Below are 26,007 nucleotides of genomic sequence, written 5' to 3' on the forward strand. Positions count from 1 at the left end.
GGCGGCGAGCACATCTTGTTCCCTACGCAGGCCTTAACCTGATCAGGTTCAACGGGATCCGGAACTGTCCGATCTCAGCCCACGACTCTGGGCACCCCGACAAGAACTGCCGGCAGTCTAATCAAGCCCGCTGCGGAACACCAATGGGCACCCGGCGTTTCGTCGGGAATTCGCAACCTGGCCGGTGGGATGTGGAAATTGTTGCAGTCAGGCAACAAAGCTTGTTGCAAACTGTCCGGCGGCTGCCTTGACCAGGGTCGGCGGCCACCTTAGCCTTGCCCGATTACCCCCGTATCTAGGATTGATCATGCTACGCAGACTCTCTCTGGCGCTCGCAGTAGCTGCTGCCACCACAGGAATGGCCTGGGCCGAAGACGCCCCCCTGGCAAGCAAGACCGACCTGGTCACCGTCTATAACGAGGCGGTGAAGAACAACGCCGACCTGGCCGCCGCACGGGCCAACTACGAGGCGATCCGCGAGGTGGTGCCGCAGGCGCGCGCCGGCCTGCTGCCGAACCTGTCCGCCGGAGCCGATGCGACCAATACCGACACCCAGGTCGATCGGCGCGATATCGATGATCTGGACTCTTCGCGCAGCGGCCTGTCCTACCGGGCCAACCTGAGCCAGCCGCTGTTCCGCGCCGACCGCTGGTACCAGTTCCAGGCGGCCAAGGCCACCGACCAGCAGGCGGCCCTGCAGCTCTCGGCCACCGAGCAGAACATGATCCTGCTGAGCGCCGAGACCTATTTCGCCGTGCTGCGCGCCCAGGACACCCTGGCCTCGACCAAGGCCGAGGAAGCGGCGTTCAAGCGTCAGCTGGACCAGGCCAACGAGCGTTTCGATGTGGGCCTATCGGACAAGACCGACGTCCTCGAAGCCCAGGCCGGCTACGATACCGCCCGCGCCAACCGCATCCTCGCCCAGCGTGCCGTGGAGGACGCCTTCCAGGCCCTGGTCACCCTGACCAACCGCGAGTACGCCTCCATCGAAGGCATCCAGCACACCCTGCCGGTGCTGGCGCCGACGCCCAACGACGCCAAGGCCTGGGTGGACACCGCCGCCCAGCAGAACCTCAACCTGCAGGCCAGCAACTACGCGGTCGATGCCGCCGAGGAGACCCTGCGCCAGCGCAAGGCCGGCCATGCGCCGACCCTAGATGCCGTGGCCCAGTACCAGAAGGGCGACAACGATTCCCTCGGCTTCACCAACAGCGACCTGTCCTCGCCCTACAACGGCGATGCCGAGCAGACCAGCATCGGCCTGCAGCTGAACATCCCGATCTACAGTGGCGGCCTGACCAGCTCCCAGGTGCGCGAGGCCTACCAGCGCCTGAGCCAGAGCGAGCAGGAGCGCGAGAGCCTGCGCCGGCAGATCGTCGAGAACACGCGCAACCTGCACCGTGCGGTGAACACCGACGTGGAAACCGTGCAGGCGCGCAAGCAGTCGATCATCTCCAACCAGAGCGCCCTGGAAGCCACCGAAATCGGCTACCAGGTCGGTACCCGCAACATCGTCGACGTGCTCGATGCCCAGCGCCAGCTGTACAGCTCGGTGCGCAACTACAACGACGCCCGCTACGACTACATCCTCAACAACCTGCGCCTGAAGCAGGCCGCCGGTACCCTGGCGCCGACCGACCTGGAAGCCCTGTCGAGCTTCCTCAAGCCGGACTACGACCCGGACAAGGACTTCCTCCCGCCGGACCTGGCCAAGGCCGCCGAGGCCCAGCTCAAGGGCAACCCGGAGTACTGAGTCGAACCAGTGAAGAAAGCCCCGCCCCGCGCGGGGCTTTTTTTTATGCTGGCATTTGGCCTATACCTTGCCTTAGCTTCAGCTTTGCCGAATGCGGCCGATGCACAGGTATAGGGTCGCCTGACCGGAGGGAGTTCCGCAGTGTCCGTTCTGTTCTCGCTGTTGCGCAGCCGTCTGCTGCGTCCTGTATTCATTGCCCTGGGGCTGGCCATGCTGGCCCAGGTCGGTTTGGCCGTGTGGCTGACGCGTGCCACCGTGGACGGCCTGGTCAGCGATCTGACCGAGCGCCTGGGGGGCGAAAGCCAGCGCCTGGCCGGTGAGCTGGGTAGCGCCGAGGAGGAGATGCGCGCCGGCCTGGCCGCTCTCTCCACCAATACCCGAGAACGCCTGGCCAGTGGTCTGTCCGGCCAGCTCAAGGACGAGCAGGCGCAGCTGCGCCAGGTGCTGGAGCAGAACCTCAAACAGTCCGGCAACTCCATCGCCCAGCTGCTCGCCGGTGTCGCGCCCAAGGCCATCTGGGACAACGACGCACCAGCACTGACCGCGCTGACCCGCATCGTCCAGCGTGATCCTGCAGTGCTCTTCGCCGTGTTCTACGACGCCCAGGGCCAGCGCCTGACCCGCAACTTCAACCGCAGCAGCCCGCGGGTGCGCGAGCTGGTGGCGGCCGGGCAGGGCGACACGGCGCTGGCCAAGCTGGTCGACGCCGCCTCTCGCGACCCCAAGGTGCACATGGTCGAAGTCGACATCAACCCGATGGGCGCTTCCATCGGCAAGGTCCAGCTGGGCATGTCGCTGGATGGCGTTGAGCAGGAGCTGGGCGCCCTGGATGCGCGCTTCGCCACCCTGGTCGGCAGTGCCGGCGAGCTGGTCGACAAGAGCCTCTCGGGGGCTGCCCAGGAAAGTACCCAGGCCCTGCAGCAGCGTCTGCAGCTGGCCGAGCAGGCTACCGCGGACATGGCGCGCAACGGCAGCGAGACCGTGCAGCAGGCGGCCGACAGCCTGCGCTGGCGTATCGCCAGCGGCCTGCTGGTGGTCGGCCTGCTGACCCTGGCGGTGGTCGCCCTGGTGCTCGGCTGGCGTGTGCTCAGCCGCCTGCAGCTGCTGATCGTCGCGCTCAAGGACCTGGCCGCCGGCGAGGGCGACCTGACCCGCCGGGTACAGCTGGACAGCAACGACGAGGTCGGCGAGATGGCCGACGCGGTCAACCAGTTCATCGCCAAGCTGCAGCCGATCGTGCGCGAGGCCGGCGAAGTGGCCCAGCGTACCGGCGAGGAGATCCGCAGCCTGGCCCAGCGCAGCGCGGCGGCGGAAGCGGCGGCCGGGCGTCAGCGCGACGAGGTGGCCGGCAGCCTGCAGGCCCTGGAGGAAATGGCGGCTGCGGCCCAGGCCGAGAGCCAGGCCATGCACGATGCCCAGCAGCGGGTCGCGGCGATTCGCCAGGCGGCGCACGAGAATGCGGCCATCGCCGCCAAGGTCGGCAGCCTGATCGAGGCGCTGGTGGCGCGGGTGGAGAGCGGCTCGGCGGTGATCGAGAAGCTGGCCAAGCAGAGCGAGCAGATCGAAGTGGTGCTGACGGTGATCCAGTCCATCGCCGAGCAGACCAACCTGCTCGCGCTGAATGCCGCCATCGAGGCGGCGCGGGCCGGGGAGAGCGGCCGCGGCTTCGCCGTGGTGGCCGACGAGGTGCGTGCCCTGGCGAGCAAGACCCAGCAGTCCACCGGCGACATCCAGGCGCACATCACCGCCCTGCAGCAGGGCGCCCGCGAGGCGGTGGCGGTGATCGGCCAGGCCGGCGGCCAGGCGGCCGAGGGGCTGCAGGCCCTGCGCGACAGCGCGCGCCTGCAGCAGTCGGTGCAGGCCTCGGTGGACGAGGTGCATGGTGCCATCGACACCGCCACCCGCTCGGCTGCCCACCAGGCGGACGGCGCCTCGGCGGTACGCGGCCGGGTCGAGGTGATCCACAGCGAGGCCCAGCGTGCGGCCCAGGCGGTCAGCGAGACGGCGGTCAGTGGTCGGGTGGTGGATGGACTGGTCAGCCAGCTGAAGGCCAGCTTCGCCCAGTTCAAGGTCTAAAGCTACGGATTGGTGGGAGCGGCCTGGCTGCTCTCGTCGAGAGGGTTTTCAGGCGGCAGAAACGAAAAAACCGAGCCATTGGCTCGGTTTTTTTTTGAAGAGTGGTGCCCAGGAGAAGACTCGAACTTCCACGGTGTTGCCACCGCTAGGACCTGAACCTAGTGCGTCTACCAATTCCGCCACCTGGGCACATTGCGACGATTGCTCGCCGACTTTTGCAGCATTCACCGCTTTTGGCGGTACGGAAGCTGCTCCGTTAAATGCGAAACCGAGCTGTCGCTCGGTTTCTGAAGAGTGGTGCCCAGGAGAAGACTCGAACTTCCACGGTGTTGCCACCGCTAGGACCTGAACCTAGTGCGTCTACCAATTCCGCCACCTGGGCACGGGAAACTATGATTACTCGGTCGTTTCCGTGTTACAACGTCTCAGCAACGTTGTGGGCGCGAACTATACGGACGCCGTTTTTGCTTGTAAACCCCTGACGGCGAAAAAATTATTGTGCTGACCCCCGATGCCGTTTCGCGCTTCAATAGGGGTATGGCACACCCTCTATATATGCGTAAAGGTGATTTCACTTAATGGCCGATTGGCAATCCCTCGATCCTGAGGCCGCCCGCGAGGCGGAAAAATACGATAACCCGATTCCCAGCCGCGAGCTGATCCTGCAGCACCTGTCCGAGCGCGGTTCCCCCGCCGCCCGCGAGGAGCTGGTGGCCGAATTCGGCCTGACCACCGATGAGCAGCTGGAAGCGCTGCGGCGCCGCCTGCGCGCCATGGAGCGCGATGGCCAGCTCATCTATACCCGCCGCGGCACCTACGCCCCGGTGGACAAGCTCGACCTTATCCGCGGCCGCATCAGCGGGCACCGCGACGGCTTCGGCTTCCTGGTGCCGGACGACGGCAGCGACGACCTGTTCCTCAGTCCGGCCCAGATGCGCCTGGTGTTCGACGGCGACCGCGCGCTGGCCCGCGTCTCCGGCCTGGACCGCCGTGGCCGCCGCGAGGGCGCCATCGTCGAGGTGATCGAACGTGCCCACGAAACCATAGTCGGGCGCTATTTCGAGGAGGCCGGCATCGGCTTCGTCGAGGCCGACAATCCTAAGATCCAGCAGGAAGTGCTGGTCACCCCGGGGCGCACCGCCGGCGCCAAGATCGGCCAGTTCGTCGAGATCAAGATCACCCACTGGCCGACCGCGCGCTTCCAGCCGCAGGGCGACATCGTCGAGGTGATCGGCAACTACATGGCGCCGGGCATGGAGATCGACGTGGCGCTGCGCAGCTACGACATCCCGCATGTCTGGCCCGAGGCGGTGCTCAAGGAGGCGCGCAAGCTCAAGCCCGAGGTGGAGGACAAGGACAAGGAGAATCGCGTCGACCTGCGCCACCTGCCGTTCGTCACCATAGACGGCGAGGACGCCCGCGACTTCGACGACGCCGTCTACTGCGAGAAGAACAGCGGTCGCTGGAAGCTGTTCTCCGGCGGCTGGAAGCTCTATGTGGCCATCGCCGACGTGTCGCACTACGTCAAGGTCGGCTCGGCGCTGGACGAAGAGGCTTCGAAGCGCGGCAACTCGGTGTACTTCCCCGAGCGCGTGGTGCCCATGCTGCCGGAGGAGCTGTCCAACGGCCTGTGCTCGCTGAACCCGCAGGTCGATCGCCTGGCCATGGTCTGCGAGATGAGCATGTCCAAGTCCGGCGAGCTGGTCGACTACCAGTTCTACGAGGCGGTGATCCACTCCCATGCGCGGCTGACCTACAACAAGGTCAGCTACATGCTGGAGCAGCCCAAGAGCAGCGAGGGCAAGGCCCTGCGCGAGGAGTACAAGCAGGTCCTGCCGCACCTCAAGGAACTCTACGCCCTGTACAAGGTGCTGCTAGCCGCCCGCCACGAGCGCGGCGCCATCGACTTCGAGACCCAGGAGACGCGCATCGTCTTCGGCGCCGGGCGCAAGATCGCCGAGATCCGCCCGACCCAGCGCAACGACGCGCATAAGCTGATCGAGGAATGCATGCTGGCGGCCAACGTGGCCACCGCGCGCTTCATGCTGGATCACGATATTCCCTCGCTGTACCGTGTGCACGACGGCCCGCCGGCCGAGCGGGTGGAGAAGCTCAAGGCCTTCCTCGGCGAGCTGGGCCTGGCGCTGCACAAGGGCAAGCAGGGGCCGGTGCCGAAGGACTACCAGAAGCTGCTGGCCAGCATCCAGGGGCGCCCGGACTTCCACCTGATCCAGACCGTGATGCTGCGCTCGCTGAGCCAGGCGGTTTACAGCGCCGACAACAACGGCCACTTCGGCCTCAACTACGAGGCCTACACCCACTTCACCTCGCCGATCCGCCGCTATCCGGACCTGCTGGTGCACCGCGCCATCCGCAGCGTGATCCGCTCCAAGCGCGAGACCAAGCACGTGCAGCGCGCCGGTGCGGCGAGCATGCCCAAGGCACGCATCTATCCGTACGACGAGGCGGCGCTGGAGAAGCTCGGCGAGCAGTGCTCGATGACCGAGCGCCGCGCCGACGAGGCCACCCGCGACGTGGTCAACTGGCTGAAGTGCGAGTTCATGCAGGATCGCGTCGGCGAGACTTTCGAGGGCGTGATCACCGCGGTGACCGGCTTCGGCCTGTTCGTCGAGCTGAAGGACATCTATGTCGAGGGCCTGGTGCACGTCACCGCCTTGCCGGGTGACTACTACCACTTCGACCCGGTGCACCATCGCCTGGCGGGCGAGCGCAGCGGCCGCAGCTTCCGTCTCGGCGACAGCGTGGCGGTCAAGGTCATGCGTGTCGACCTGGACGAGCGCAAGATCGACTTCGAGCTGAGCGAAGGCAAGGCCGACAAGGCACCGGTGCCCCGCGGTCGCGGCGGCGATAGCCGCAAGAAGGCGCCGGGCCCGGGCAATACCGATGTGCAGAAGAGCCGCGACGTGAAGAAGGCTCTGCTCGAGGGGGCCAAGCAGGGTGGTGGCAAGGGTGGTAAGCCCTCGTCCCATCGCAAGGGCGCGCCCAAGGCCGGTGGTGCTGCCGACGGCGGCAAGCCGAGCAAGCGCAAGGCCAAGCGATGAGCCAGCTGGAGAGGGTCTACGGCGTACATGCCGTCGAGGCGCTGCTGCGCCACCATCCCAAGCGGGTCAAGCAGCTTTGGCTGGCCGAGAGCCGGCATGATCCGCGGGTGCAGAGCCTGCTCGAACTGGCCGGGCAGAACCGCGTGGCGGTCGGCCACAAGGACCGCCAGGAGCTGGACGAGTGGGCCGAGGGCGTGCACCAGGGCGTGGTTGCCGAGGTCAGCCCGAGCCAGGTATGGGGCGAGAACATGCTCGACGAGCTGCTCGAGCGCAGCGAGGGCCCGGCGTTGCTGCTGGTGCTGGACGGCGTGACCGACCCGCACAACCTCGGCGCCTGTCTGCGCACCGCCGACGCCGCTGGCGCCCAGGCGGTGATCGTGCCCAAGGACAAGTCGGCCACCCTCAATGCCACCGTGCGCAAGGTGGCCTGCGGCGCGGCCGAGGTGATCCCGCTGGTGGCGGTGACCAACCTGGCGCGCACCCTGGAAAAGCTGCAGAAGAAGGGCCTGTGGGTGGTCGGCACCGCCGGCGAGGTCGAGCAGGAGCTGTACCAGCTGGACATGACCGGTCCCACGGTGCTGGTGATGGGCGCCGAGGGCAAGGGCATGCGCCGCCTGACCCGCGAGCACTGCGACTACCTGGTGAAGCTGCCTATGGGCGGCAGCGTCAGCAGCCTCAACGTCTCGGTGGCCACCGGTGTGTGCCTGTTCGAGGCGGTGCGCCAGCGTCGCGCGGCGGGCAAGGTCTGATCAAATAATCGCCAATTCGCCTTGCGCGCGGCAGGGGGCTTCTCTAGAATGTCGCCCCTTGCCGTGACGGCAGGCGCTTGTGCGCCTTCGCTTCGGCAAGTCCAAACGAGTCATTCACTCCTTGCCTGACCACACTACCGTTGGCAGGCTGCAACCCGTAAGGAGCATTCATGCGTCATTACGAAATCATCTTCCTGGTTCACCCGGACCAGAGCGAGCAAGTCGGCGGCATGGTCGAGCGTTACACCAAGCTGATCGAAGAAGACGGCGGCAAAATCCACCGTCTGGAAGACTGGGGTCGTCGCCAGCTGGCCTACGCCATCAACAACGTTCACAAGGCTCACTACGTGATGCTGAACGTCGAGTGCAGCGGCAAGGCCCTGGCCGAGCTGGAAGACAACTTCCGCTACAACGACGCCGTGATCCGTAACCTGATCATCCGTCGCGACGAAGCCGTTACCGGCCAGTCCGAGATGCTCAAGGCCGAAGAAAACCGCAGCGAGCGCCGCGAGCGCCGTGAGCGCGTTGAAACCGAATCCGCCGAAGGCGAAGACGGTGACAACAGCGACAACGCTGACGAGTAATCCACGGATCTATTGAGGAGCCACATTCATGGCACGTTTCTTCCGTCGTCGTAAATTCTGCCGTTTCACCGCCGAAGGTGTGAAAGAGATCGACTTCAAGGATCTCAACACCCTGAAGGCCTACATCTCCGAAACCGGCAAGATCGTTCCCAGCCGTATCACCGGTACCAAGGCCAAGTACCAGCGTCAGCTGGCCGTCGCTATCAAGCGCGCCCGCTACCTGGCCCTGCTGCCCTACACCGACAGCCACGGCCGCTGAGATCGGGTCGTTCGAGAGCTGAGAGATAGATCGCATGCGCGCCTTTGCTGAATTCGTGATGCGCGGCCGCATGCAGGCCACCCTCGGGGTGGCGGGTTCCATAGCTGTACCGTTGTTGTTCTGGCTGGGTGCCGCCGGTGGTGGTTTGGTGCTGCTGCGGCGTGGCCTGAGCGACGCGTTGAGTATTCTGTTCTGGGCGTTGTTGCCCGCCTTGCTCTGGTGGTACCTCGGTGATCCGAGCATCCTCCTGATCATGGCCGGTACGCTGGTGCTGGCGCAGGTTCTGCGCGCCACCACCTCCTGGGTCTGGGTGCTGTTGTCCAGTGTCGTGCTTGGCATGGTGTTCATCGCGTTATTGAGCACCGTATCCCGAGGGCTGATCGAGTCGCTGGTGGACGCTGTCCGGCCGATGATTCCCCAGCTGATGAAGGATCTGCCGGCCGACCAGCTCGCCGCTGTACAGGAGTCGCTGAAACCGACTCTGACGGGGTTGATTGCGTCCTCCTTCCAGGCCGCATCGCTGCTCTGTCTGGTACTGGCGCGCTACTGGCAGGCGGCGCTGTTCAACCCCGGCGGCTTCGGACAGGAATTCCGCGCGGTTCGCTTGCCCCCAGCTCTGGCCATCGCTCTGCTGGCCGGTGTGCTCCTCGCTCCGGCGTTGGGCGTCGAGGCGGCTGCGTTGTCACCGATCTGCATGGTGCCGCTGCTGTTTGCCGGTGTCGGGCTGGGTCATGGTTTGATCGCCCTGAAGCGTCTTTCCAGCTTCTGGGTCATCGGTCTGTACGTGGCGGTATTGCTGGCTGGGAACCTGATTTGTCTGTTGGCGGTTATCGACGGTCTGTTTGATTTTCGCGGACGCCTCGCGCGCAAGAACGGCGCTGGCCCCGCGAACGGTGAAGGTTAAAAGTTAAGAGGTAAGACCCAAATGGAAGTTATCCTGCTGGAAAAAATCGCCAACCTGGGCAACCTGGGCGACAAGGTGAACGTCAAGGCCGGTTACGGCCGTAACTACCTGCTGCCGCAGGGCAAGGCCACCGCCGCTACCGCCGAGAACGTTGCTGCGTTCGAAGCTCGTCGCGCCGAGCTGGAAGCTGCCGCTGCCGCGAAGAAGGCTTCGGCCGAAGCGCGCGCCGCTCAGCTGGCCGAGCTGGAAGTCACCATCACTGCCGTGGCCGGTGACGAAGGCAAGCTGTTCGGTTCCATCGGTACCCACGACATCGCCGAAGCCCTGACCGCTTCCGGCGTGGAAGTGAGCAAGGCCGAAGTGCGTCTGCCGCACGGCACCATCCGCCAGATCGGCGAGTTCGACGTTGCCGTGCACCTGCACACCGACGTCGAAGCCACCGTCAAGGTGGTCGTGGTAGCTGCCTAAGGCACGCGACCTGCGGGCTTGCACGAAGGTGCGGGCCTGCCGACAATCGGGCACTCATCGCATACGCGGTGCGTGCCCGTTGTTTTTTGCGAGAGCCTTTTGCAGAGCCCGCCTCCGTAAAAGCCTCTGAGTTCCCGGAATCACAGGTGCCATGAACGACATCAGCATCCCTCAGCAATACGATCTGGAAACCGCCGCCCTCAAGGTGCCGCCGCATTCCATCGAGGCCGAACAGGCCGTGCTGGGCGGCCTGATGCTCGACAACAACGCCTGGGAGCGGGTCTCCGACGCGGTCTCCGATGGCGACTTCTACCGGCATGACCACCGGCTTATTTTCCGCGCCATCTTCACCCTGGCCGAGCGCAACTCGCCGTTCGACGTGGTGACCCTGTCCGAGCAGCTGGACAAGGAAGGCCACCTGAGCCAGGTCGGCGGCCTGGCCTACCTCGGCGAGCTGGCCAAGAACACCCCCTCGGTGGCCAACATCAAGGCCTATGCGCAGATCATTCGCGAGCGCGCCACCCTGCGCCAGCTGATCGGCATCAGCAACGACATCGCCGACATGGCCTATGCGCCCCAGGGCAAGAGCGCGGTGGAGGTGCTCGACGAGGCCGAGCGGCAGATCTTCCAGATCGCCGAGGCACGGCCCAAGGCCGGCGGTCCGGTGGGGATCAACGAGATCCTGGTCAAGACCATCGACCGCATCGACGAGCTGTTCAACACCAACGAGGGTCTGACCGGCATCTCCACCGGCTTCACCGACCTCGACGGCATGACCAGCGGTCTGCAGCCGGCCGACCTGGTGATCGTCGCCGGCCGTCCGTCCATGGGCAAGACCACCTTCGCCATGAACCTGGTGGAAAACGCCGTGCTGCGCACCGACAAGGTGGTGCTGGTGTTCTCCCTGGAAATGCCCAGCGACTCGATCGTGATGCGTATGCTCTCCTCGCTCGGGCGCATCGACCAGACCAAGGTGCGTTCCGGCAAGCTGGACGACGACGACTGGCCGCGCCTGACCTCGGCGGTCAACCTGCTCAACGAGCGCAAGCTGTTCATCGACGATACGGCGGGGATTTCCCCGACCGAGATGCGCGCTCGCGCCCGCCGTCTGGCCCGCGAGCACGGCGAGATCGCCATGATCATGGTCGACTACCTGCAGCTGATGCGCATTCCCGGCTCCAGCGGCGACAACCGCACCAACGAGATCTCCGAGATCTCGCGCTCGCTCAAGGCCCTGGCCAAGGAGTTCAACTGCCCGGTGATCGCCCTGTCGCAGCTCAACCGCTCGCTGGAGCAGCGCCCCAACAAGCGCCCGGTCAACTCCGACCTGCGTGAATCCGGGGCGATCGAGCAGGACGCCGACATCATCATGTTCGTCTACCGCGACGAGGTGTACCACCCGGAGACCGAGTACAAGGGCGTGGCCGAGATCATCATCGGCAAACAGCGTAACGGTCCCATCGGCACCTGCCGCCTGGCCTTCATCGGCAAGTACACGCGCTTCGACAACCTCGCCCCGGGTATGTACAACTTCGAGGAAGACTGACCTCCGCGCAGGACTGATCCTGCGCAATGAAAACGGGCGCCCAGCGGTTAAGATGGGCGCCCGTTTTCGTTTGCGGAAGAGTCCCATGCGCCCCCTCGTCGCCACCATCGATCTGGCCGCCATCGTCCACAACTACCAGCTGGCCAAGCGCTGCGCGCCGGGGCGCCAGGCCTTCGCGGTGGTCAAGGCCAACGCCTACGGGCACGGCGTGCGCGAGGTGGTCAGCGCCCTGCACGGCGAGGCCGACGGCTTCGCCGTGGCCAGCCTGGAGGAGGCCGCCGAGGTGCGTGCCCTGCACGGCGAGGCGCGCATCCTGCTGCTGGAGGGCTGTTTCGCCGCCAGCGAGCTGCCGATGGCGGCGCACCTGGGCCTGGACCTGGTGGTCCAGGGGCCGGAACAGGCCGAGGCCCTGCTTGCCGCCGAGCTGGCGCGGCCGCTGAATATCTGGCTCAAGCTGGACTCCGGCATGCACCGCCTGGGCCTTGCGCCCGATGCCGTGCGCGAGCTGTTCCCGCGCCTGCGCGGCGCCGCCCAGGTGGCCGAGCTGAACCTGCTCAGCCACTTCGCCTGCGCCGACGAGCGCGGCCACTCGCTGACCGAGGTGCAGCTGGAGTGCTTCCTCGACCTGCTCGACCTGGATTTCGACCAGCGTAGCCTGGCCAATTCGGCGGCCCTGCTGATGATCCCGGCCGCGCACATGGACTGGCTGCGCCCCGGCATCATGCTCTACGGCGCCTCGCCCTTCGCCGACCTGTCCGCCGTCGAGCTGGGGCTGCGCCCGGCCATGAGCCTGAGCGCCGAGCTGATCGCCGTGCGTGATATCGCCCCGGGCGAAAGTGTCGGTTATGGCGCGACCTGGGTTGCCGCGCGGCCATCGCGCATCGGCACGGTCAGCTGCGGCTACGCCGACGGCTACCCGCGCCATGCGCCGAGCGGCACCCCGTTGTGGGTCGGCGGGCGCCGCGTGCCGTTGGCCGGACGGGTATCGATGGACATGCTGACGGTCGACCTCACCGACCTGCCCGGGGCGGCGGTCGGCGATGCGGTGGAGCTGTGGGGGGCCAACCTGCCGGTCGACGAGGTGGCCCGCGCCGCCGGCACCCTCGGCTACGAGCTGCTGACCAAGGTGACGGCCCGGGTACCGCGGCGCTACTTCTCCTGAGTCGCCTCAGCTCAGTCCGCTGGGTACCTTGAGCACATCCAGCATCAGACAAGTGTGCTGGCTCAGTTCGCCGTCGCAGCCCTGCAGCACGAAGCCGGAGCGGCCCTTCTGCTTGGCCCGGTACATGGCCTCGTCGGCCGCCTTGTAGAGGCCGGTGAACTGCAGCGCATGCTGCGGGTACAGGGCTCCGCCGATGCTGATGGTCACCGCCAGTCGGTTGGCGCCGTAGAGCACCGGGCGCGACAGCTCGGCGAGCAGGCGGCCGGCGATTTCCTGGGCGTGGCGCTCGGCCTCCGGACCGCAGACCAGCACGGCGAATTCGTCGCCGCCCAGGCGCGCCACCATGTCGTTGGTACGCACGTGCTCGCGCAGGCGATGGCCGATGGTGCGCAGCAGCAGGTCGCCGGCGTCGTGGCCGTAGCGATCGTTGATCGGCTTGAAATGGTCGAGGTCGACCAGCATCAGCGCCACCGACTCGTTGCGCCGCTGGGCGTCGGCCAGGGCCAGTTCGGCGCGCTCGATCAGGTAGCGGCGATTCGGCAGCTCGGTGAGCGGATCGTGGAAGGCGGCATGCTGCAGGCTCTGCTCGCGCTCGCACAGCAGGTGGTTGGCCTCGGCCAGCTCGGCGGTGCGCAGGCGCACGGCCTCCTGCAGCTCGTCGGCGCTGCTCTGCATCTGCGCCAGGCGCGCGGTCTTCTCGCGGTCGGCCTGCAGCAGGGCCTCGGCCTTCTCCTGCTTGAGCATCTGGATGCGGTAGGCCAGGGCGAAGGAGAACAGGATCGACTCGGCTGCCACCGCCAGCGGGAACACGTAGGCATTCCAGGTGGCCGGCTGCACCAGGCCGGTGGAGCGCATCAGCGCCAGGCTGATGCTGCCGAGGATCAGGCCGTAGCCGCAGAGGTAGAGCAGGGCGGGGAAGTAGCCCTGGCGCCAGCGGATCAGCGCCGAACCGAGGGCCGCCGGGATGCTGGTCAGCGACAGCAGGGCGATCAGCCAGGCGGCCAGGTTGCGCTGGCCGAAGGCCTCCAGGGTCACGGCGATCACGTAGCAGGCGCAGGCGAAGCTCAGCAGGTGGTGCGCCCAGCGCACGTGCTGGCGGGTCTGCAGCAGGGTCTGGGTGAAGCGGCAGGCGCAGAAGCCCCACAGCGAGGGCAGGGTGATGCGGTCCAGCCAGAAGGGCACCGGGCCGTCCGGCCACAGGTGCTGGAAGCCGTGGCCGCTCATGCTGACGATCATCAGCAGGGCGCCGGCGGTGGTCAGCACGTACCAGAAGTAGGCCTTGTCGCGCAGGCTGAAGAAGATGAACAGGTTGTACAGCAGCAGGGCGGCGATGATGCCGTAGATCAGGCCCAGGCCGAGGTTTTCCTGGCTGGCCAGGTGGTCGAGCTCGTCGAGCTGCCAGACCCGCAGCGGGAAGGAGTTGCCGGCGGGATCAAGGCTGCGCAGGTAGATGGTGGTCGGCTGCGTGCCCAGTTCGGGGAGTGCGAGGACCATGCGCCGGTAGGGATGGTCGCGCCCCTCGGCGAAGCCGACCCGTTCGCCGGACTGGCGCAGGGTCCAGCCGCCCTGGCCGTCGGGCAGGTACAGCTGCAGGTCGAGCTGGGTCACCGCGCCGATTTCCAGCCACCAGCGGGCCGGGGCCTGCGCGTCGCGTTGCAGCTGCAGCTTGATCCACCAGGGATTGGGGTTCTGGCCGACGCTGGCGCGCCCGCGTGCAGGCTGGAAGCGTTGCTGCACGGCGGGATCGGCCATGTCGGCGATGCTCAGGCGGCCGCCGACATCCTCCAGCAGCTCGATCTGCCCGTTCAGTTCACGGCCGCTGTCGCCGGCCTGCAGAATCGCCGGCGCAGCCCGAAGCTGGCCGCAGACGGCGGCCAGGCACACCAACAGCAGTGCCTGCAGGGTTGCGCATCGCACTGTTTACGCTCCTTGTTTCGGCGTCAGGGGCCGCTTGGGCAATCAGGCTGGAGTATAGACACAAGCGTGCCTGTGATCACAAATTGATGGCACGGGCAGGTAGGGTTTGGCAGAGCGCCACAGTCGGACTCTGTATATTTTTTGTGCTATATTCCGCGCCCCCCGAGAAAGCCCGGTTGATCAAGAAATATGCAAGCCGCCAAGCCGCTGTTCGACTATCCCAAGTACTGGGCCGAGTGTTTCGGTCCTGCACCCTTCCTGCCGATGAGCCGGGAAGAGATGGATCAGCTCGGCTGGGACAGCTGCGACATCATCATCGTCACCGGCGACGCCTACGTCGACCACCCGTCCTTCGGCATGGCCATCATCGGCCGCCTGCTGGAAGCCCAGGGCTTTCGCGTCGGCATCATCGCCCAGCCGGACTGGCGCTCGAAGGACGACTTCATGAAGCTCGGCCAGCCCAACCTGTTCTTCGGCGTGGCCGCCGGCAACATGGACTCGATGATCAACCGCTACACCGCGGACAAGAAGATCCGCAGCGACGACGCCTACACCCCCGGCGGCGTCGCCGGCAAGCGCCCCGACCGCGCCAGCCTGGTCTACAGCCAGCGCTGCAAGGAGGCCTACAGCCACGTGCCGGTGATCCTCGGCGGCATCGAGGCCTCCTTGCGCCGCATCGCCCACTACGACTACTGGCAGGACAAGGTGCGCCGCTCCATCCTCATGGACGCCACCGCCGACATCCTGCTGTACGGCAACGCCGAGCGCGCCGTGGTCGAGATCGCCCAGCGCCTGGCCGCGGGCGAAACCGTCGAGCAGATGACCGACATCCGCGGCACCGCCTTCGTGCGCAAGGACACCCCCGAGGGCTGGTACGAGGTGGACTCCACCCGCATCGACCGCCCGGGCAAGATCGACAAGATCATCAACCCCTACGTCAACACCCAGGACACCGCCGCCTGCGCCATCGAGCAGGAAAAAGGCGCGCCTGCCGAAGACCCCAACGAGGCCAAGGTCGTCGAGCTGCTGCCCAGCCCGAAGATGACCCGGGCCAAGACCGTGATCCGCCTGCCGTCCTTCGAGAAGGTACGCAATGACCCGGTGCTCTACGCCCACGCCAACCGCGTGCTGCACCTGGAGACCAACCCGGGCAACGCCCGCGCCCTGGTGCAGAAGCACGGCGAGGTGGACGTGTGGTTCAACCCGCCGCCCATCCCGATGACCACCGAGGAAATGGACTATGTGTTCGGCATGCCCTATGCGCGCGTGCCGCACCCGGCCTATGGCAAGGCGAAGATTCCGGCCTACGAGATGATCCGCTTCTCGGTCAACATCATGCGCGGCTGCTTCGGCGGCTGCACCTTCTGCTCGATCACCGAGCACGAGGGCCGCATCATCCAGAACCGTTCGCACGAGTCGATCATCCGCGAGATCGAGGAGATGCGCGACAAGGTCCCGGGCTTCACCGGCGTGGTTTCCGACCTCGGCGGACCGACCGCCAACATGTACCGCATCGCCTGCAAGGACCCGGAGATCGAGAAGCACTGCCGCAAGCCGTCCTGCGTGTGGCCGGGCATCTGCGAGAACCTCAATACCGACCACAGCTCGCTGATCGAGCTGTACCGCAAGGCCCGTGCCCTGCCAGGGGTGAAGAAGATCCTGATCGCTTCCGGCCTGCGCTACGACCTGGCCGTGGAGTCGCCGGAGTACGTCAAGGAGTTGGTCACCCACCACGTCGGCGGCTACCTGAAGATCGCCCCGGAGCACACCGAGGAAGGCCCGCTGTCGAAGATGATGAAGCCGGGCATCGGCAGCTACGACCGCTTCAAGCGCATGTTCGAGAAGTACTCGAAGGAGGCGGGCAAGGAGCAGTACCTGATCCCCTACTTCATTGCCGCACACCCGGGCACCACCGACGAGGACATGATGAACCTCGCCCTGTGGCTCAAGCGCAACGGCTTCCGCGCCGACCAGGTGCAGGCCTTCTACCCCTCGCCGATGGCCAGCGCCACCGCCATGTACCACTCGGGCAAGAACCCGCTGCGCAAGGTCACCTACAAGAGCGACGGCGTGACCATCGTCAAGAGCGAGCAGCAGCGCCGCCTGCACAAGGCCTTCCTGCGCTATCACGACCCGAAGAACTGGCCGCTGCTGCGCGAAGCGCTGACCGCAATGGGCCGCAGCGACCTGATCGGCAACGGCAAGCACCAGCTGATCCCGACCTTCCAGCCGCAGACCGACGAGTACCAGAGCGCGCGGCGCAAGAACTCCACCCCGGCCGGCAGCAAGAAGGCCGGCGGCGACAAGGGCAAGACGGTCGGCCGCATCCTCACCCAGCACACCGGCCTGCCGCCGCGCGGCAGCGACGGCAGCAAGAGCTGGGACAAGCGCGAGCAGGCCAAGGCCGCCGCCGAGGCGCGGCGCAAGGCGGAGAAGGCCGGCGCCGGCAAGGACAAGAAGCCGGCCCGTCGCCCGGTGGCGCCGCGCTGAGCGGCTTGCTCCCCTCGTCCACTTGTGGGAGAGGGGCCGGTGGCCCCCACCCACTCCCCAGCCCTCTCCCGTGAACGGGAGAGGGAGCTGTCCGCATATCACCCGCCTGCATCACGCCATCCCCTCCTGGAAGCTGGCGCCTTTTCCGTGCGCCAACCCCGGGCGCTCCGCACGGCCGCCCCATTCTGGTGCCTATATCCCGGCGCGCGCCGCCTAAAGCCTGCAAAACCACTGGCATAACTCTTGCGCAGCCCTGGTATCGCCCTGGCTCGCAGGAGGCACGCCGTGTCGATCCATGTCGCACTGCAGCACGTCACGCACTACCGCTACGACCGCCCGATCAACCTCGGCCCGCAGGTGGTACGCCTGCGCCCGGCGCCGCACAGCCGCACGCGCATCCTCTCCTATGCGCTGCAGGTCTGGCCTGGCGAGCACTTCGTCAACTGGCAGCAGGACCCGCAGGGCAACTACCTGGCGCGCCTGGTGTTCCCGGAGAAGACCGAAGAGCTCAAGGTCACCGTCGACCTGGTCGCCGAGATGGCGGTGTTCAACCCCTTCGACTTCTTCCTCGAACCGCATGCCGAGAAGATCCCCTTCGCCTATGTCGAGGCCGAACGGCGAGAGCTGGCGCCCTATCTGGTCATCGAGGCCGGTGGGCCGCTGTTCGCCAAGTACCTGGCCGGTGTCGAGCGCAAGCCCACGCCCAGCGTCGACTTCCTGGTGGCGCTCAACCAGCGCGTGGCGCAGGACATCCGCTACCTGATCCGCCTGGAACCGGGCGTGCAGTCGCCGGAAGAAACCCTGCAGCTGGCTTCCGGCTCGTGCCGCGACTCGGCCTGGCTGCTGGTGCAGCTGCTGCGTCACCTGGGGCTGGCGGCGCGTTTTGTCTCCGGCTACCTGATCCAGCTCACGGCCGACGTCAAAGCCCTCGACGGTCCTAGCGGCACCGAGCAGGACTTCACCGACCTGCACGCCTGGTGCGAGGTGTACCTGCCCGGCGCAGGCTGGATCGGTCTCGACCCGACTTCCGGCCTGTTCGCCGGTGAAGGGCATGTGCCGCTGGCCTGCAGCCCGGAGCCGTCCTCGGCGGCGCCGATCAGCGGGGTGCTCGACGAGTGCGAGTGCGAGTTCGCGCACGACATGCGCGTGCAGCGCATCTGGGAGGCGCCGCGGGTCACCAAGCCCTACAGCGACGAGCAGTGGCACGACATCCTCAGCGTCGGCCGCCAGGTCGATGCCGAGCTGGCCTATGGCGATGTGCGCCTGACCATGGGCGGCGAGCCAACTTTCGTTGCCCTCGACTACCCGGACGATGCCGAGTGGAATACCGCCGCCATGGGGCCGAACAAGCGCCGCCTGGCCGCCGAGCTGTTCCACCGCCTGCGCGCGCACTATGCGCCGCACGCCCTGGTGCATTTCGGTCAGGGCAAGTGGTACCCGGGCGAGCAGCTGCCGCGCTGGTCGCTCAACTGCTTCTGGCGCAAGGACGGCGAGCCGATCTGGCAGGACCCGGCGCTGTACGCCGACGAAACCCGTTACTACGGCGCCGACGCACGCCTGGCCGCGCGCTTCCTGGCCAGCCTGGCCGGGCGCCTGGGGCTGTCCGCCGAGCATGTGTTCCCGGCCTATGAGGACTGGCTCTATTACCTGTGGCGCGAGCGCCGCCTGCCGGCCAACGTCACCCCGGAGGATGCGCGCCTGAGTGATCCGCTGGAGCGCGAGCGCCTGCGCAAGGTGTTCTGCCGCGGCCTCGGCGAAGTGGTCGGGCAGGTCCTGCCGCTGATGCGCAGCGCCGGCGACGATGCCTGGCTGACCGGCCCCTGGTTCCTGCGCGACGAACACTGCCGGCTGATCCCCGGCGACTCGCCGCTGGGCTACCGCCTGCCGCTGGACTCGCAACCCTGGGTCGGCGAGCTGGACTACCCCTATGTCACGCCGCAGGACCCGCACCAGCCTTTCCCGCCGCTGCCGAGCCGGCAGAGCATCCAGCAGCAGCTGCGCACTCCGCTGCACCCGGGCAATGGCCACGGCAAGCCGAGCGAGGGCGAGGGGCCGGCGGCGCCGGGGCCGTTCGAGTCGGCCGGCGGCGTGGTGCGTACCGCGCTGTGTGCCGAGCCGCGCGACGGTCGCCTGTACCTGTTTATGCCGCCCTTGGACCGTCTCGATGACTACCTGGAACTGGTCGCCGCCATCGAGGCCACCGCCCGCGAACTGCGTTGCCCGGTGCTGCTGGAGGGCTACGAGCCGCCGGCCGACCCGCGCCTGACCCACTTCCGCGTCACCCCGGACCCGGGCGTGGTCGAGGTGAACATCCACCCGGCGGCGAGCTGGGACGAGCTGGTCGAGCGCACCGAATTTCTCTACGAGGCCGCGCGGCTGTCGCGCCTCTCCAGCGAGAAGTTCATGCTCGACGGCCGCCATACCGGCACCGGCGGCGGCAACCACTTCGTCCTCGGCGGCGCGACTCCGGCGGAATCACCTTTCCTGCGCCGTCCGGACCTGCTGCGCAGCCTGATCAGCTACTGGCACAACCACCCGTCGCTGTCCTACCTGTTCAGCGGCCTGTTTATCGGCCCGACTTCGCAGGCGCCGCGGGTGGACGAGGCGCGCAACGATGCGTTGTACGAGCTGGAGATCGCCTTCGCGCAGATGCCCGAGCCGGGCCGCGAGTGCCCGCCCTGGCTGGTCGACCGCCTGCTGCGTAACCTGCTGGTGGATGTCACCGGCAATACCCACCGCGCCGAGTTCTGCATCGACAAGCTGTACTCGCCGGACAGCGCCAGCGGCCGCCTTGGCCTGCTCGAACTGCGCGCCTTCGAGATGCCGCCGCATGCGCGCATGAGCCTGGCCCAGCAACTGCTGCTGCGCGCCCTGGTTGCGCGCTTCTGGCACGAGCCCTACCGTCCGCCGCGCCTGGCGCGCTGGGGCACCGAGCTACACGACCGCTTCCTGCTGCCGCATTTCGTCGAGCAGGACTTCGCCGACGTCATCCAGGAGCTCAATGCCGCCGGTTACCCGCTGCGCGCCGAGTGGTTCGCCCCGCACCTGGAGTTCCGCTTCCCCAAGCTGGGCGACTACGCGGTGAAGGGCATCGACCTGGAGCTGCGCCAGGCCCTGGAGCCCTGGCATGTGCTGGGCGAGGAGGGCGCCGTCGGCGGTACCGTGCGTTATGTGGATTCCTCGCTGGAGCGGGTGCAGGTGCGCCTTGGCGGCCTGGCCCCGGACCGCTACCTGCTGACCTGCAATGGCGTGACGGTGCCGCTGCGCCCGACCGGCAAGGTCGGCGAGTTCGTCGGCGGTGTGCGCTACCGCGCCTGGCAGCCCGCCAGCTGCCTGCAGCCGACCATCGGCGTGCACGCGCCGCTGGTGTTCGACCTGGTGGATACCTGGATGCAGCGCTCGCTCGGCGGTTGCCAGTACCATGTGGCGCATCCCGGCGGTCGCAACTTCGAGGCTTTGCCGGTGAATGCCTACGCCGCCGAGAGCCGGCGCCTGGCGCGTTTCTTCCGCCACGGGCACAGCCCGGGTGAGCAGACGCTGAGCGAGCCCATCAACAATAATGAACTGCCCATGACTTTGGATTTGCGCCGCGTTTAGCTCCCTCTCCCGCTTGCGGGAGAGGGTTGGGGAGAGGGCTGTCGACCACCCTCTCCCCCGACCCCTCTCCCCTGAATGGGCGAGGGGAGTCCTGCGCCTGATAGAGCCTGCCATGCCTGACCTGCTTGCCGATTACCCGCGCCCCCACGCGGCCTACCACGAACTGCTCGATGCCCAGGGCCAGGTGCGCCCGCACTGGCGGCGCCTGCTCGACCAGCTGCGGCGCAGCACCCCGGCGCAGCTGCAGCAGCGCCAGGCCACGCTGGCACGGCAGATTCAGGAAAACGGCGTGACCTACAACGTCTACGCCGACCCGGAGGGCGCCGACCGTCCCTGGGAACTGGACCTGCTGCCCAACCTGATCCCCGCCGACGAGTGGCAGCAGATCGCCGCCGGCGTCGCCCAGCGTGCCGGCCTGCTGAATTCCGTGCTGGCTGACCTGTACGGCCCGCAGCAGCTGCTCGCCGAAGGTCTGCTGCCGAGCGAGCTGGTGTTCGGCCACGACAACTTCCTCTGGCCCTGCCAGGGCGTGCAGCCGCCGGGCGGCACCTTCCTGCACCTCTATGCGGTGGACCTGGCCCGTGCGCCGGACGGCCGCTGGTGGGTCACCGCCGACCGTACCCAGGCGCCGTCGGGTGCCGGCTACGCGCTGGAGAACCGGCAGATCCTCTCGCGTGCCTTCCCCGAGCTGTACCGCGACCTGCGCGTGCAGTACCTGGCCGGTTTCTTCCGCACCCTACAGGACACCCTGGCCCGGCAGGCGCCGGTAGATGGCGGCGAGACGCCGCTGGTGGTGCTGCTCACACCCGGGCGTTTCAACGAGAGCTATTTCGAGCACCTGTACCTGGCGCGCCAGCTCGGCTATCCGCTGGTCGAGGGCAGCGACCTGACCGTGCGCGACGCCAAGCTCTACCTCAAGACCCTCGCCGGCCTGCGCCGCGTGCATGCCGTGCTGCGCCGCCTGGACGACGACTACTGCGACCCGCTGGAGCTGCGCACCGACTCCGCCCTCGGCGTGCCCGGCCTGCTCGAGGCGGTGCGCCAGGGCAACGTGCTGGTGGCCAATGCCCTCGGCAGCGGCGTGCTGGAATCGCCGGGCCTGCCCGGGTTCCTGCCGGCGATTGCCGAGAAACTGCTCGGCGAGGAGCTGCTGCTGCCGTCCATCGCCAGTTGGTGGTGCGGCGAGGCGCCGGTGCTGGACGAGGCGCTGGACAAGCTCAACGAGCTGCTGGTGCGCCCCAGCTTCCCCTCGCAGAGCTTCGCCCCGGTATTCGCCCGCGACCTCGACGAGGCCCAGCGCGCCGCGCTGGCCGAGCGCATCCGCAGCCGTCCCTATGCCTACGTGGCCCAGGCTCGCGCCCAGCTGTCGCAGGCGCCGGTGTGGCTGGCCGAGGAGGGCGGCCTGGCGTCGCGCGCCATCGGCATGCGCGTGTTCGCCGTGGCCAGTGCCGAAGGTTACCGGGTGCTGCCCGGTGGCCTGACCCGCGTGGCGGCCGATGCCGATGCCGAGGTGGTATCGATGCAGCGCGGCGGGGCGAGCAAGGACACCTGGGTGCTCGGCGAGCGCCACCCCGGCGGCGAGCCCTGGCAATGGCTGCGCCCGCTGGGGGTGGCCGATCTGGTGCGCAGCGACCCCTACCTGCCATCGCGGGTGGTGGAGAACCTGTTCTGGTTCGGCCGCTACGGCGAGCGCTGCGAGGACAGCGCGCGCCTGCTGCGCATCCTGCTGCAGCGCTATGTCGACGATGACGATGATCCACAGGCCCTGCAGGCTGCGCTGGCCCTGGCCGAAGGCCTCGGCCTGCTGCCCGGCGCGGTCAGCGGCTCGCTGCAGGCCCGCCTGCAGCAGGCGTTGTTCGGCGCCGACTGGCCGACCAGCCTGCGCGCCAACCTGCAGCGCCTGCAGTGGGCTGCCGGCAGCGTGCGCGGCAAGCTGTCCCAGGCTAACTGGCAGGCGTTGGTGGAGCTGCAGCGCGAGGCCCAGGCCCTGGAAGGGCAGCCCGCCGACTTCGGCGAGCTGCTGGATTTTCTCGACCGCCTGCTGATGTCGCTGGCGGCGCTGTCCGGCTTCGCCCTGGATGACATGACCCGCGACGACGGCTGGCGCTTCCTCATGATCGGCCGCTGCATCGAGCGCCTGCAGTTCCTCTGCGAGAGCGTCGCCGGCCTGCTGCGCAGCCACGCGGCACAGGACCAGTCGGCGCTGGAGTGGCTGCTGGAGCTGGGCAACAGCATCATCACCTACCGCACCCGCTACCTGGCCGCGCCGCAGCTGATCCCGGTGCTCGACCTGCTGCTGCTCGACGAGCAGAACCCGCATGCGGTGCTGTTCCAGCTGCGCCAGTTGCTGCGTTCGCTGGAGCGCCTGGAGGAGGGCTTCGACTTCCGCGCCGGCCCCACCCTGGGCGAGCTGGCGAGCAAGCTCGCCGCCTTCCGCCTGGGCAGCCTGGAGAGCCCGCTGTTCGGCAGCTCCGGCCAGCGCGCGGTGCTCGGTGGCCTGGCCGACCTGCTGCTGCAGATCGCCGAGGTCTCCGGGCGGGTTTCCGACCAGCTGGCGCTGCGTTTCTTCGTGCATGTGGATGCCAGCCAGAGGACGCAATCGTCATGAAGCGCGCGCTCTATCAGGTTTTGCACGACACCCATTATCGCTACTCGGCGCCGGTGTCCCTGGCCCAGCAGCTGGCCCACCTGTGGCCGCGCGACTGCGCCCGGCAGCTGTGCCAGGAGCGGCACCTGACCGTCACCCCGCAGCCGACCGCGCGCCAGGATGGCCTCGATACGTTCGGCAATCCGCTGACCCGCCTGGTCTTCGAGCGCCCGCACGAGCAGCTGCGGGTGATCGCCAGCCTGCGCGTCGAGGTGCTGGCCCGCGACAGCCTGGTGCTGGATGACTCGCCCGCCTGGGAGGCCGTGGTGGCGTCCCTTGGCTACTCCGGCCAGCCGCTCTCACCCGAGCTGCTGGAGGCGGCGCGCTACCGCTTCCAGTCGCCCTATGTGTATATCAAGCGCCTGTTCGCCGACTACGCCGCCGACTGCTTCGCCCCCGGCCGCCCGCTGCTGCGCGCGGCGCAGTTGCTGATGCAGAAGATCTTCCGCGAATTCACCTTCGACGCCGCCGCCACCCAGGTGGCGACCCCGCTGGCCCAGGTGCTGGAGGAGCGCCGCGGCGTGTGCCAGGACTTCGCCCACCTGATGCTCGCCTGCCTGCGCTCGCAGGGCCTGGCCGGGCGCTATGTCAGTGGCTACCTGCTGACCCAGCCACCACCCGGCCAGCCCCGGCTGATCGGCGCCGACGCCTCGCATGCGTGGATCTCGCTGTACTGCCCGCGCCACGGCTGGGTCGACTTCGACCCGACCAACAACCTGCTGCCCAATCTGGAACACATCACCCTCGGCTGGGGCCGCGACTTCGCCGATGTCTCGCCGCTGCGCGGGGTAATACTCGGCGGCGGCAGCCACGATCCGGACGTGCGGGTGACGGTGACGCCGTTGGAGGCGCCATTGCCGGCGGTGGGCTGACAGGCTGCATCTCGCAAGCGCGCACGTCGCCAACACGCATGTCGCAGACGCGCATGTCGCAAAACTGACCCAGTACGCGGAACCTCTTGTTGGGCGGGGGCATAATGCGGCCGCTGCGCCGGGAAGGCGCCTTAGAACCTGACAAGGAGTCGACCATGAGCAAGCCCGCCGCTCGCCAGAGCGATAGCAATGCCTGCCCCCTGCCGGGGCACGGCGTCAACCCGACCGTCACCGGTTCCCCCAACGTCATCATCAATGGTTTGCCAACGCTGCGCGTGGGCGACGCCAGCGCCTGCGGCGATTCCGTCGCTGAAGGTATCGGTTCCATTCTGGTCAATGGCCGTCCTGTCGCCTTCCTTGGCAGTGGTACGGCGCATGGCGGCGTGATCATCAGCGGTTCGGGAGACGTGCTGGTTGGTACGCAGCACACCCCAGCCCCTTTCGTGGTGCCTGCACCGCTGGCGGGCCTGTTTCAAGACAGCGTGCAGCTGGTCTGCTCCCAAACCGGTGAGCCATTGGCCAATTACCCTTACGCCATTCGCCGCGCCAGCGGCGCGATGGAGAAAGGCATTACCGATGCCCAGGGTTTCACCCATGTGGTGAGCCAGATGGGCCAGGCCGAAACGGTACAGATCCTCGTGGGTAACCACCCATGAGTGGCGCCGCCAATCAAAACAACAAGGTCGCAGGATCGCACACGCTGACACCGGCGGCGGACCAGACGGTCAAGCAAGTACCGGTGGAGGTGAAGAAGGCTGTGGTGTTCTTCATTGGCGGCGCTGCCGACAAGGAGTCCTATTACCTGCAGGGGCCCAATAACAACGTGGCCGACGCCAGGCGCAAGCTGGATACGGACTTCGAGGTGCAGAAACAGGCGGGACGCTATGTCTCTTACCACCTGGGTTACAGCGATGTGCGCGGCAGTTTCGACATCGACGAATATGTGCTGAAGCCAATCACCACCAAGGCCTTGCCCGTCTACCTGGTGGGGCACAGCCTGGGCGGCTGGAACGGCGCTCACCTGTCACAGATACTGGTAGAGAAGGGCTACAAGGTGAAGGCTCTGGTCACCCTGGACCCGGTAGGCGAGGGCATGATGGTGTGGATGGGCTCGGACATCTACCTGAGCAAGCCCACGCCCAAGGCCGAGTTCTGGATCAATGTCCGCGCCGATGCCAAGAAGCCCGACAGTTCCGATGGCGTAGCCGATTTCGGTGAGCGCTGGATTCCTCAGGGGGCCAATGTCAGCGTCGTCGCGGATATCCATCACTACGACGCGGGGCGCATGTTCAGCGTCATGATGCCCCAGGGATATTCGCCGTACGACTATGTGAAACGCTCTATTCAGGAGTATCTGGGGCCATGAGCCTGATAAGGATCGCGGCTGCGCTGCTGATCGCGCTGAGCTGCTCGGCCTGCATGAAGGACCATCACCAGCCGATCGCCAACCTCGCCTACCTGCGCGCAGAGCCCGACGCCGGGCGCATCAGCTTCAACCTGTTCTTCGCTTCCGATCTTGATCTTGACGAGGTCTATTCGCGCCTGGATGGCAGCGGCAAGATTGGCCAGTCGCTCAGCTGTTCCCTGGAGCGCGAGCCGGTGTTTGCCATGGATCATGTGATTCCGCTGTTTGGCTCTGGCACGGTGGAGCGAGTCGGTCAGGAGCAGGGGCGTTTCCTCTACCGCTCCAGCCTGCATTTCGCGGAAACCACGGATGAGGGGCGCTCGGAGCGCTTCATCGATCAGCGGCGCTTCAATGAGGCCCTGGCCGGGCGTACGACCGTGCCGTGCAAGGTAGTGATGACAGCCTATGGCTATCGTGCTTACTTCTCCAACACCCTCATGCTGCCGGCTGGTGAATTGCTGCCTTTATTGCCGCGGGAGTGATGCACTGACTGTCCTAAAGGGCTCGTGGCTGGTG

At 67.1% G+C, this 26,007-nt stretch carries 18 protein-coding genes, 2 tRNA genes and 1 riboswitch; of the genes, 17 read left to right on the forward strand and 3 right to left on the reverse strand.

Annotated features, from left to right (window positions below; all coding sequences use genetic code 11):
• Window positions 1-2: 2 nt before the first annotated feature.
• A riboswitch (TPP riboswitch) is annotated at window positions 3-109 on the reverse strand.
• Between the two features lie 198 nt (window positions 110-307).
• Together DMO17_RS16160 and DMO17_RS20235 are read left to right on the forward strand one after the other, a co-directional pair.
• On the forward strand, window positions 308-1,753 hold the full coding sequence (locus DMO17_RS16160; protein ID WP_110683501.1) for a TolC family outer membrane protein: 1,446 nt from the start codon (window positions 308-310) through the stop codon (window positions 1,751-1,753).
• Window positions 1,754-1,894: 141 nt separating this feature from the next.
• Complete coding sequence (locus tag DMO17_RS20235) at window positions 1,895-3,829, forward strand: methyl-accepting chemotaxis protein (RefSeq protein ID WP_110683502.1); 1,935 nt, start codon at window positions 1,895-1,897, stop codon at window positions 3,827-3,829.
• 102 nt (window positions 3,830-3,931) lie between these two features.
• Here DMO17_RS20235 and DMO17_RS16170 read toward each other — a convergent pair.
• Both DMO17_RS16170 and DMO17_RS16175 read right to left on the reverse strand, forming a co-directional pair.
• Window positions 3,932-4,018 (reverse strand) — tRNA-Leu (locus DMO17_RS16170).
• A gap of 106 nt (window positions 4,019-4,124) precedes the next feature.
• A tRNA-Leu gene (locus DMO17_RS16175) sits at window positions 4,125-4,211 on the reverse strand.
• 196 nt (window positions 4,212-4,407) lie between these two features.
• Here DMO17_RS16175 and rnr point away from each other — a divergent pair.
• From rnr to alr, 8 genes are all read left to right on the forward strand, one after another.
• The gene (gene rnr, locus DMO17_RS16180; protein WP_110683503.1) at window positions 4,408-6,891 is read left to right on the forward strand and encodes a ribonuclease R; all 2,484 of its coding nucleotides are present in this window, start codon (window positions 4,408-4,410) and stop codon (window positions 6,889-6,891) included.
• Window positions 6,888-7,640, forward strand: coding sequence for a 23S rRNA (guanosine(2251)-2'-O)-methyltransferase RlmB (gene rlmB, locus DMO17_RS16185; RefSeq protein ID WP_110683504.1), 753 nt, complete (start codon window positions 6,888-6,890; stop codon window positions 7,638-7,640). Before rnr ends, rlmB begins: the two co-directional genes overlap by 4 nt.
• 170 nt (window positions 7,641-7,810) lie before the next feature.
• Window positions 7,811-8,224 (forward strand): 30S ribosomal protein S6, encoded by a 414-nt coding sequence (rpsF, locus tag DMO17_RS16190; protein ID WP_110683505.1) that lies wholly within the window; start codon window positions 7,811-7,813, stop codon window positions 8,222-8,224.
• Window positions 8,225-8,252: 28 nt separating this feature from the next.
• Window positions 8,253-8,483 carry a 30S ribosomal protein S18 gene (rpsR, locus tag DMO17_RS16195; protein ID WP_021701047.1) on the forward strand — a complete coding sequence of 77 codons (231 nt, stop codon included), beginning with the start codon at window positions 8,253-8,255 and terminating at the stop codon, window positions 8,481-8,483.
• A gap of 34 nt (window positions 8,484-8,517) precedes the next feature.
• Complete coding sequence (locus DMO17_RS16200; protein ID WP_110683506.1) at window positions 8,518-9,387, forward strand: hypothetical protein; 870 nt, start codon at window positions 8,518-8,520, stop codon at window positions 9,385-9,387.
• A 21-nt stretch (window positions 9,388-9,408) separates the two neighbouring features.
• Window positions 9,409-9,855 (forward strand): 50S ribosomal protein L9, encoded by a 447-nt coding sequence (rplI, locus tag DMO17_RS16205; protein ID WP_110683507.1) that lies wholly within the window; start codon window positions 9,409-9,411, stop codon window positions 9,853-9,855.
• 151 nt (window positions 9,856-10,006) lie between these two features.
• Window positions 10,007-11,401 carry a replicative DNA helicase gene (gene dnaB, locus DMO17_RS16210; RefSeq protein WP_110683508.1) on the forward strand — a complete coding sequence of 465 codons (1,395 nt, stop codon included), beginning with the start codon at window positions 10,007-10,009 and terminating at the stop codon, window positions 11,399-11,401.
• Between the two features lie 85 nt (window positions 11,402-11,486).
• Window positions 11,487-12,563 (forward strand): alanine racemase, encoded by a 1,077-nt coding sequence (gene alr, locus DMO17_RS16215; protein ID WP_110683509.1) that lies wholly within the window; start codon window positions 11,487-11,489, stop codon window positions 12,561-12,563.
• A gap of 6 nt (window positions 12,564-12,569) precedes the next feature.
• On the opposite strand, the gene DMO17_RS16220 is transcribed toward alr, so the two are convergent.
• The gene (locus tag DMO17_RS16220; protein ID WP_258371567.1) at window positions 12,570-14,441 is read right to left on the reverse strand and encodes a diguanylate cyclase; all 1,872 of its coding nucleotides are present in this window, start codon (window positions 14,439-14,441) and stop codon (window positions 12,570-12,572) included.
• Window positions 14,442-14,669: 228 nt separating this feature from the next.
• Between DMO17_RS16220 and DMO17_RS16225 the strand changes: the two genes are divergently transcribed.
• From DMO17_RS16225 to DMO17_RS16255, 7 genes are all read left to right on the forward strand, one after another.
• Window positions 14,670-16,970, forward strand: a complete 2,301-nt coding sequence (locus DMO17_RS16225; protein WP_110683511.1) for a YgiQ family radical SAM protein — start codon at window positions 14,670-14,672, stop codon at window positions 16,968-16,970.
• A gap of 285 nt (window positions 16,971-17,255) precedes the next feature.
• Window positions 17,256-20,567 (forward strand): transglutaminase family protein, encoded by a 3,312-nt coding sequence (locus DMO17_RS16230; protein ID WP_110683512.1) that lies wholly within the window; start codon window positions 17,256-17,258, stop codon window positions 20,565-20,567.
• A 112-nt stretch (window positions 20,568-20,679) separates the two neighbouring features.
• Entirely contained in the window at window positions 20,680-23,175 is a 2,496-nt protein-coding gene (locus DMO17_RS16235; protein WP_110683513.1) for a circularly permuted type 2 ATP-grasp protein, read from the forward strand.
• The gene (locus DMO17_RS16240) at window positions 23,172-24,086 is read left to right on the forward strand and encodes a transglutaminase family protein (RefSeq protein WP_110683514.1); all 915 of its coding nucleotides are present in this window, start codon (window positions 23,172-23,174) and stop codon (window positions 24,084-24,086) included. Before DMO17_RS16235 ends, DMO17_RS16240 begins: the two co-directional genes overlap by 4 nt.
• Before the next feature lie 155 nt (window positions 24,087-24,241).
• Window positions 24,242-24,742 carry a PAAR domain-containing protein gene (locus DMO17_RS16245; RefSeq protein ID WP_110683515.1) on the forward strand — a complete coding sequence of 167 codons (501 nt, stop codon included), beginning with the start codon at window positions 24,242-24,244 and terminating at the stop codon, window positions 24,740-24,742.
• Window positions 24,739-25,452 carry an alpha/beta hydrolase gene (locus DMO17_RS16250; protein WP_110683516.1) on the forward strand — a complete coding sequence of 238 codons (714 nt, stop codon included), beginning with the start codon at window positions 24,739-24,741 and terminating at the stop codon, window positions 25,450-25,452. Before DMO17_RS16245 ends, DMO17_RS16250 begins: the two co-directional genes overlap by 4 nt.
• On the forward strand, window positions 25,449-25,973 hold the full coding sequence (locus DMO17_RS16255; protein WP_110683517.1) for a hypothetical protein: 525 nt from the start codon (window positions 25,449-25,451) through the stop codon (window positions 25,971-25,973). Before DMO17_RS16250 ends, DMO17_RS16255 begins: the two co-directional genes overlap by 4 nt.
• Window positions 25,974-26,007 lie beyond the last annotated feature (34 nt).

Origin of the sequence: Aquipseudomonas alcaligenes, assembly GCF_003205495.1 — a bacterium.
Classification (GTDB): Bacteria; Pseudomonadota; Gammaproteobacteria; order Pseudomonadales; family Pseudomonadaceae; genus Aquipseudomonas; species Aquipseudomonas alcaligenes_B.

Bases quoted from the DNA above. Each gene is read 5' to 3' on its own strand.
- rplI (WP_110683507.1), top strand. From the start codon at position 9,409: ATGGAAGTTATCCTGCTGGAAAAAATCGCCAACCTGGGCAACCTGGGC.
- DMO17_RS16235 (WP_110683513.1), top strand. From the start codon at position 20,680: ATGCCTGACCTGCTTGCCGATTACCCGCGCCCCCACGCGGCCTACCAC.
- DMO17_RS16240 (WP_110683514.1), top strand. From the start codon at position 23,172: ATGAAGCGCGCGCTCTATCAGGTTTTGCACGACACCCATTATCGCTAC.
- DMO17_RS16200 (WP_110683506.1), top strand. From the start codon at position 8,518: ATGCGCGCCTTTGCTGAATTCGTGATGCGCGGCCGCATGCAGGCCACC.
- DMO17_RS16160 (WP_110683501.1), top strand. From the start codon at position 308: ATGCTACGCAGACTCTCTCTGGCGCTCGCAGTAGCTGCTGCCACCACA.
- DMO17_RS16255 (WP_110683517.1), top strand. From the start codon at position 25,449: ATGAGCCTGATAAGGATCGCGGCTGCGCTGCTGATCGCGCTGAGCTGC.
- dnaB (WP_110683508.1), top strand. From the start codon at position 10,007: ATGAACGACATCAGCATCCCTCAGCAATACGATCTGGAAACCGCCGCC.
- alr (WP_110683509.1), top strand. From the start codon at position 11,487: ATGCGCCCCCTCGTCGCCACCATCGATCTGGCCGCCATCGTCCACAAC.
- rlmB (WP_110683504.1), top strand. From the start codon at position 6,888: ATGAGCCAGCTGGAGAGGGTCTACGGCGTACATGCCGTCGAGGCGCTG.
- DMO17_RS16250 (WP_110683516.1), top strand. From the start codon at position 24,739: ATGAGTGGCGCCGCCAATCAAAACAACAAGGTCGCAGGATCGCACACG.
- DMO17_RS16245 (WP_110683515.1), top strand. From the start codon at position 24,242: ATGAGCAAGCCCGCCGCTCGCCAGAGCGATAGCAATGCCTGCCCCCTG.
- DMO17_RS16225 (WP_110683511.1), top strand. From the start codon at position 14,670: ATGCAAGCCGCCAAGCCGCTGTTCGACTATCCCAAGTACTGGGCCGAG.
- rpsR (WP_021701047.1), top strand. From the start codon at position 8,253: ATGGCACGTTTCTTCCGTCGTCGTAAATTCTGCCGTTTCACCGCCGAA.
- rnr (WP_110683503.1), top strand. From the start codon at position 4,408: ATGGCCGATTGGCAATCCCTCGATCCTGAGGCCGCCCGCGAGGCGGAA.
- rpsF (WP_110683505.1), top strand. From the start codon at position 7,811: ATGCGTCATTACGAAATCATCTTCCTGGTTCACCCGGACCAGAGCGAG.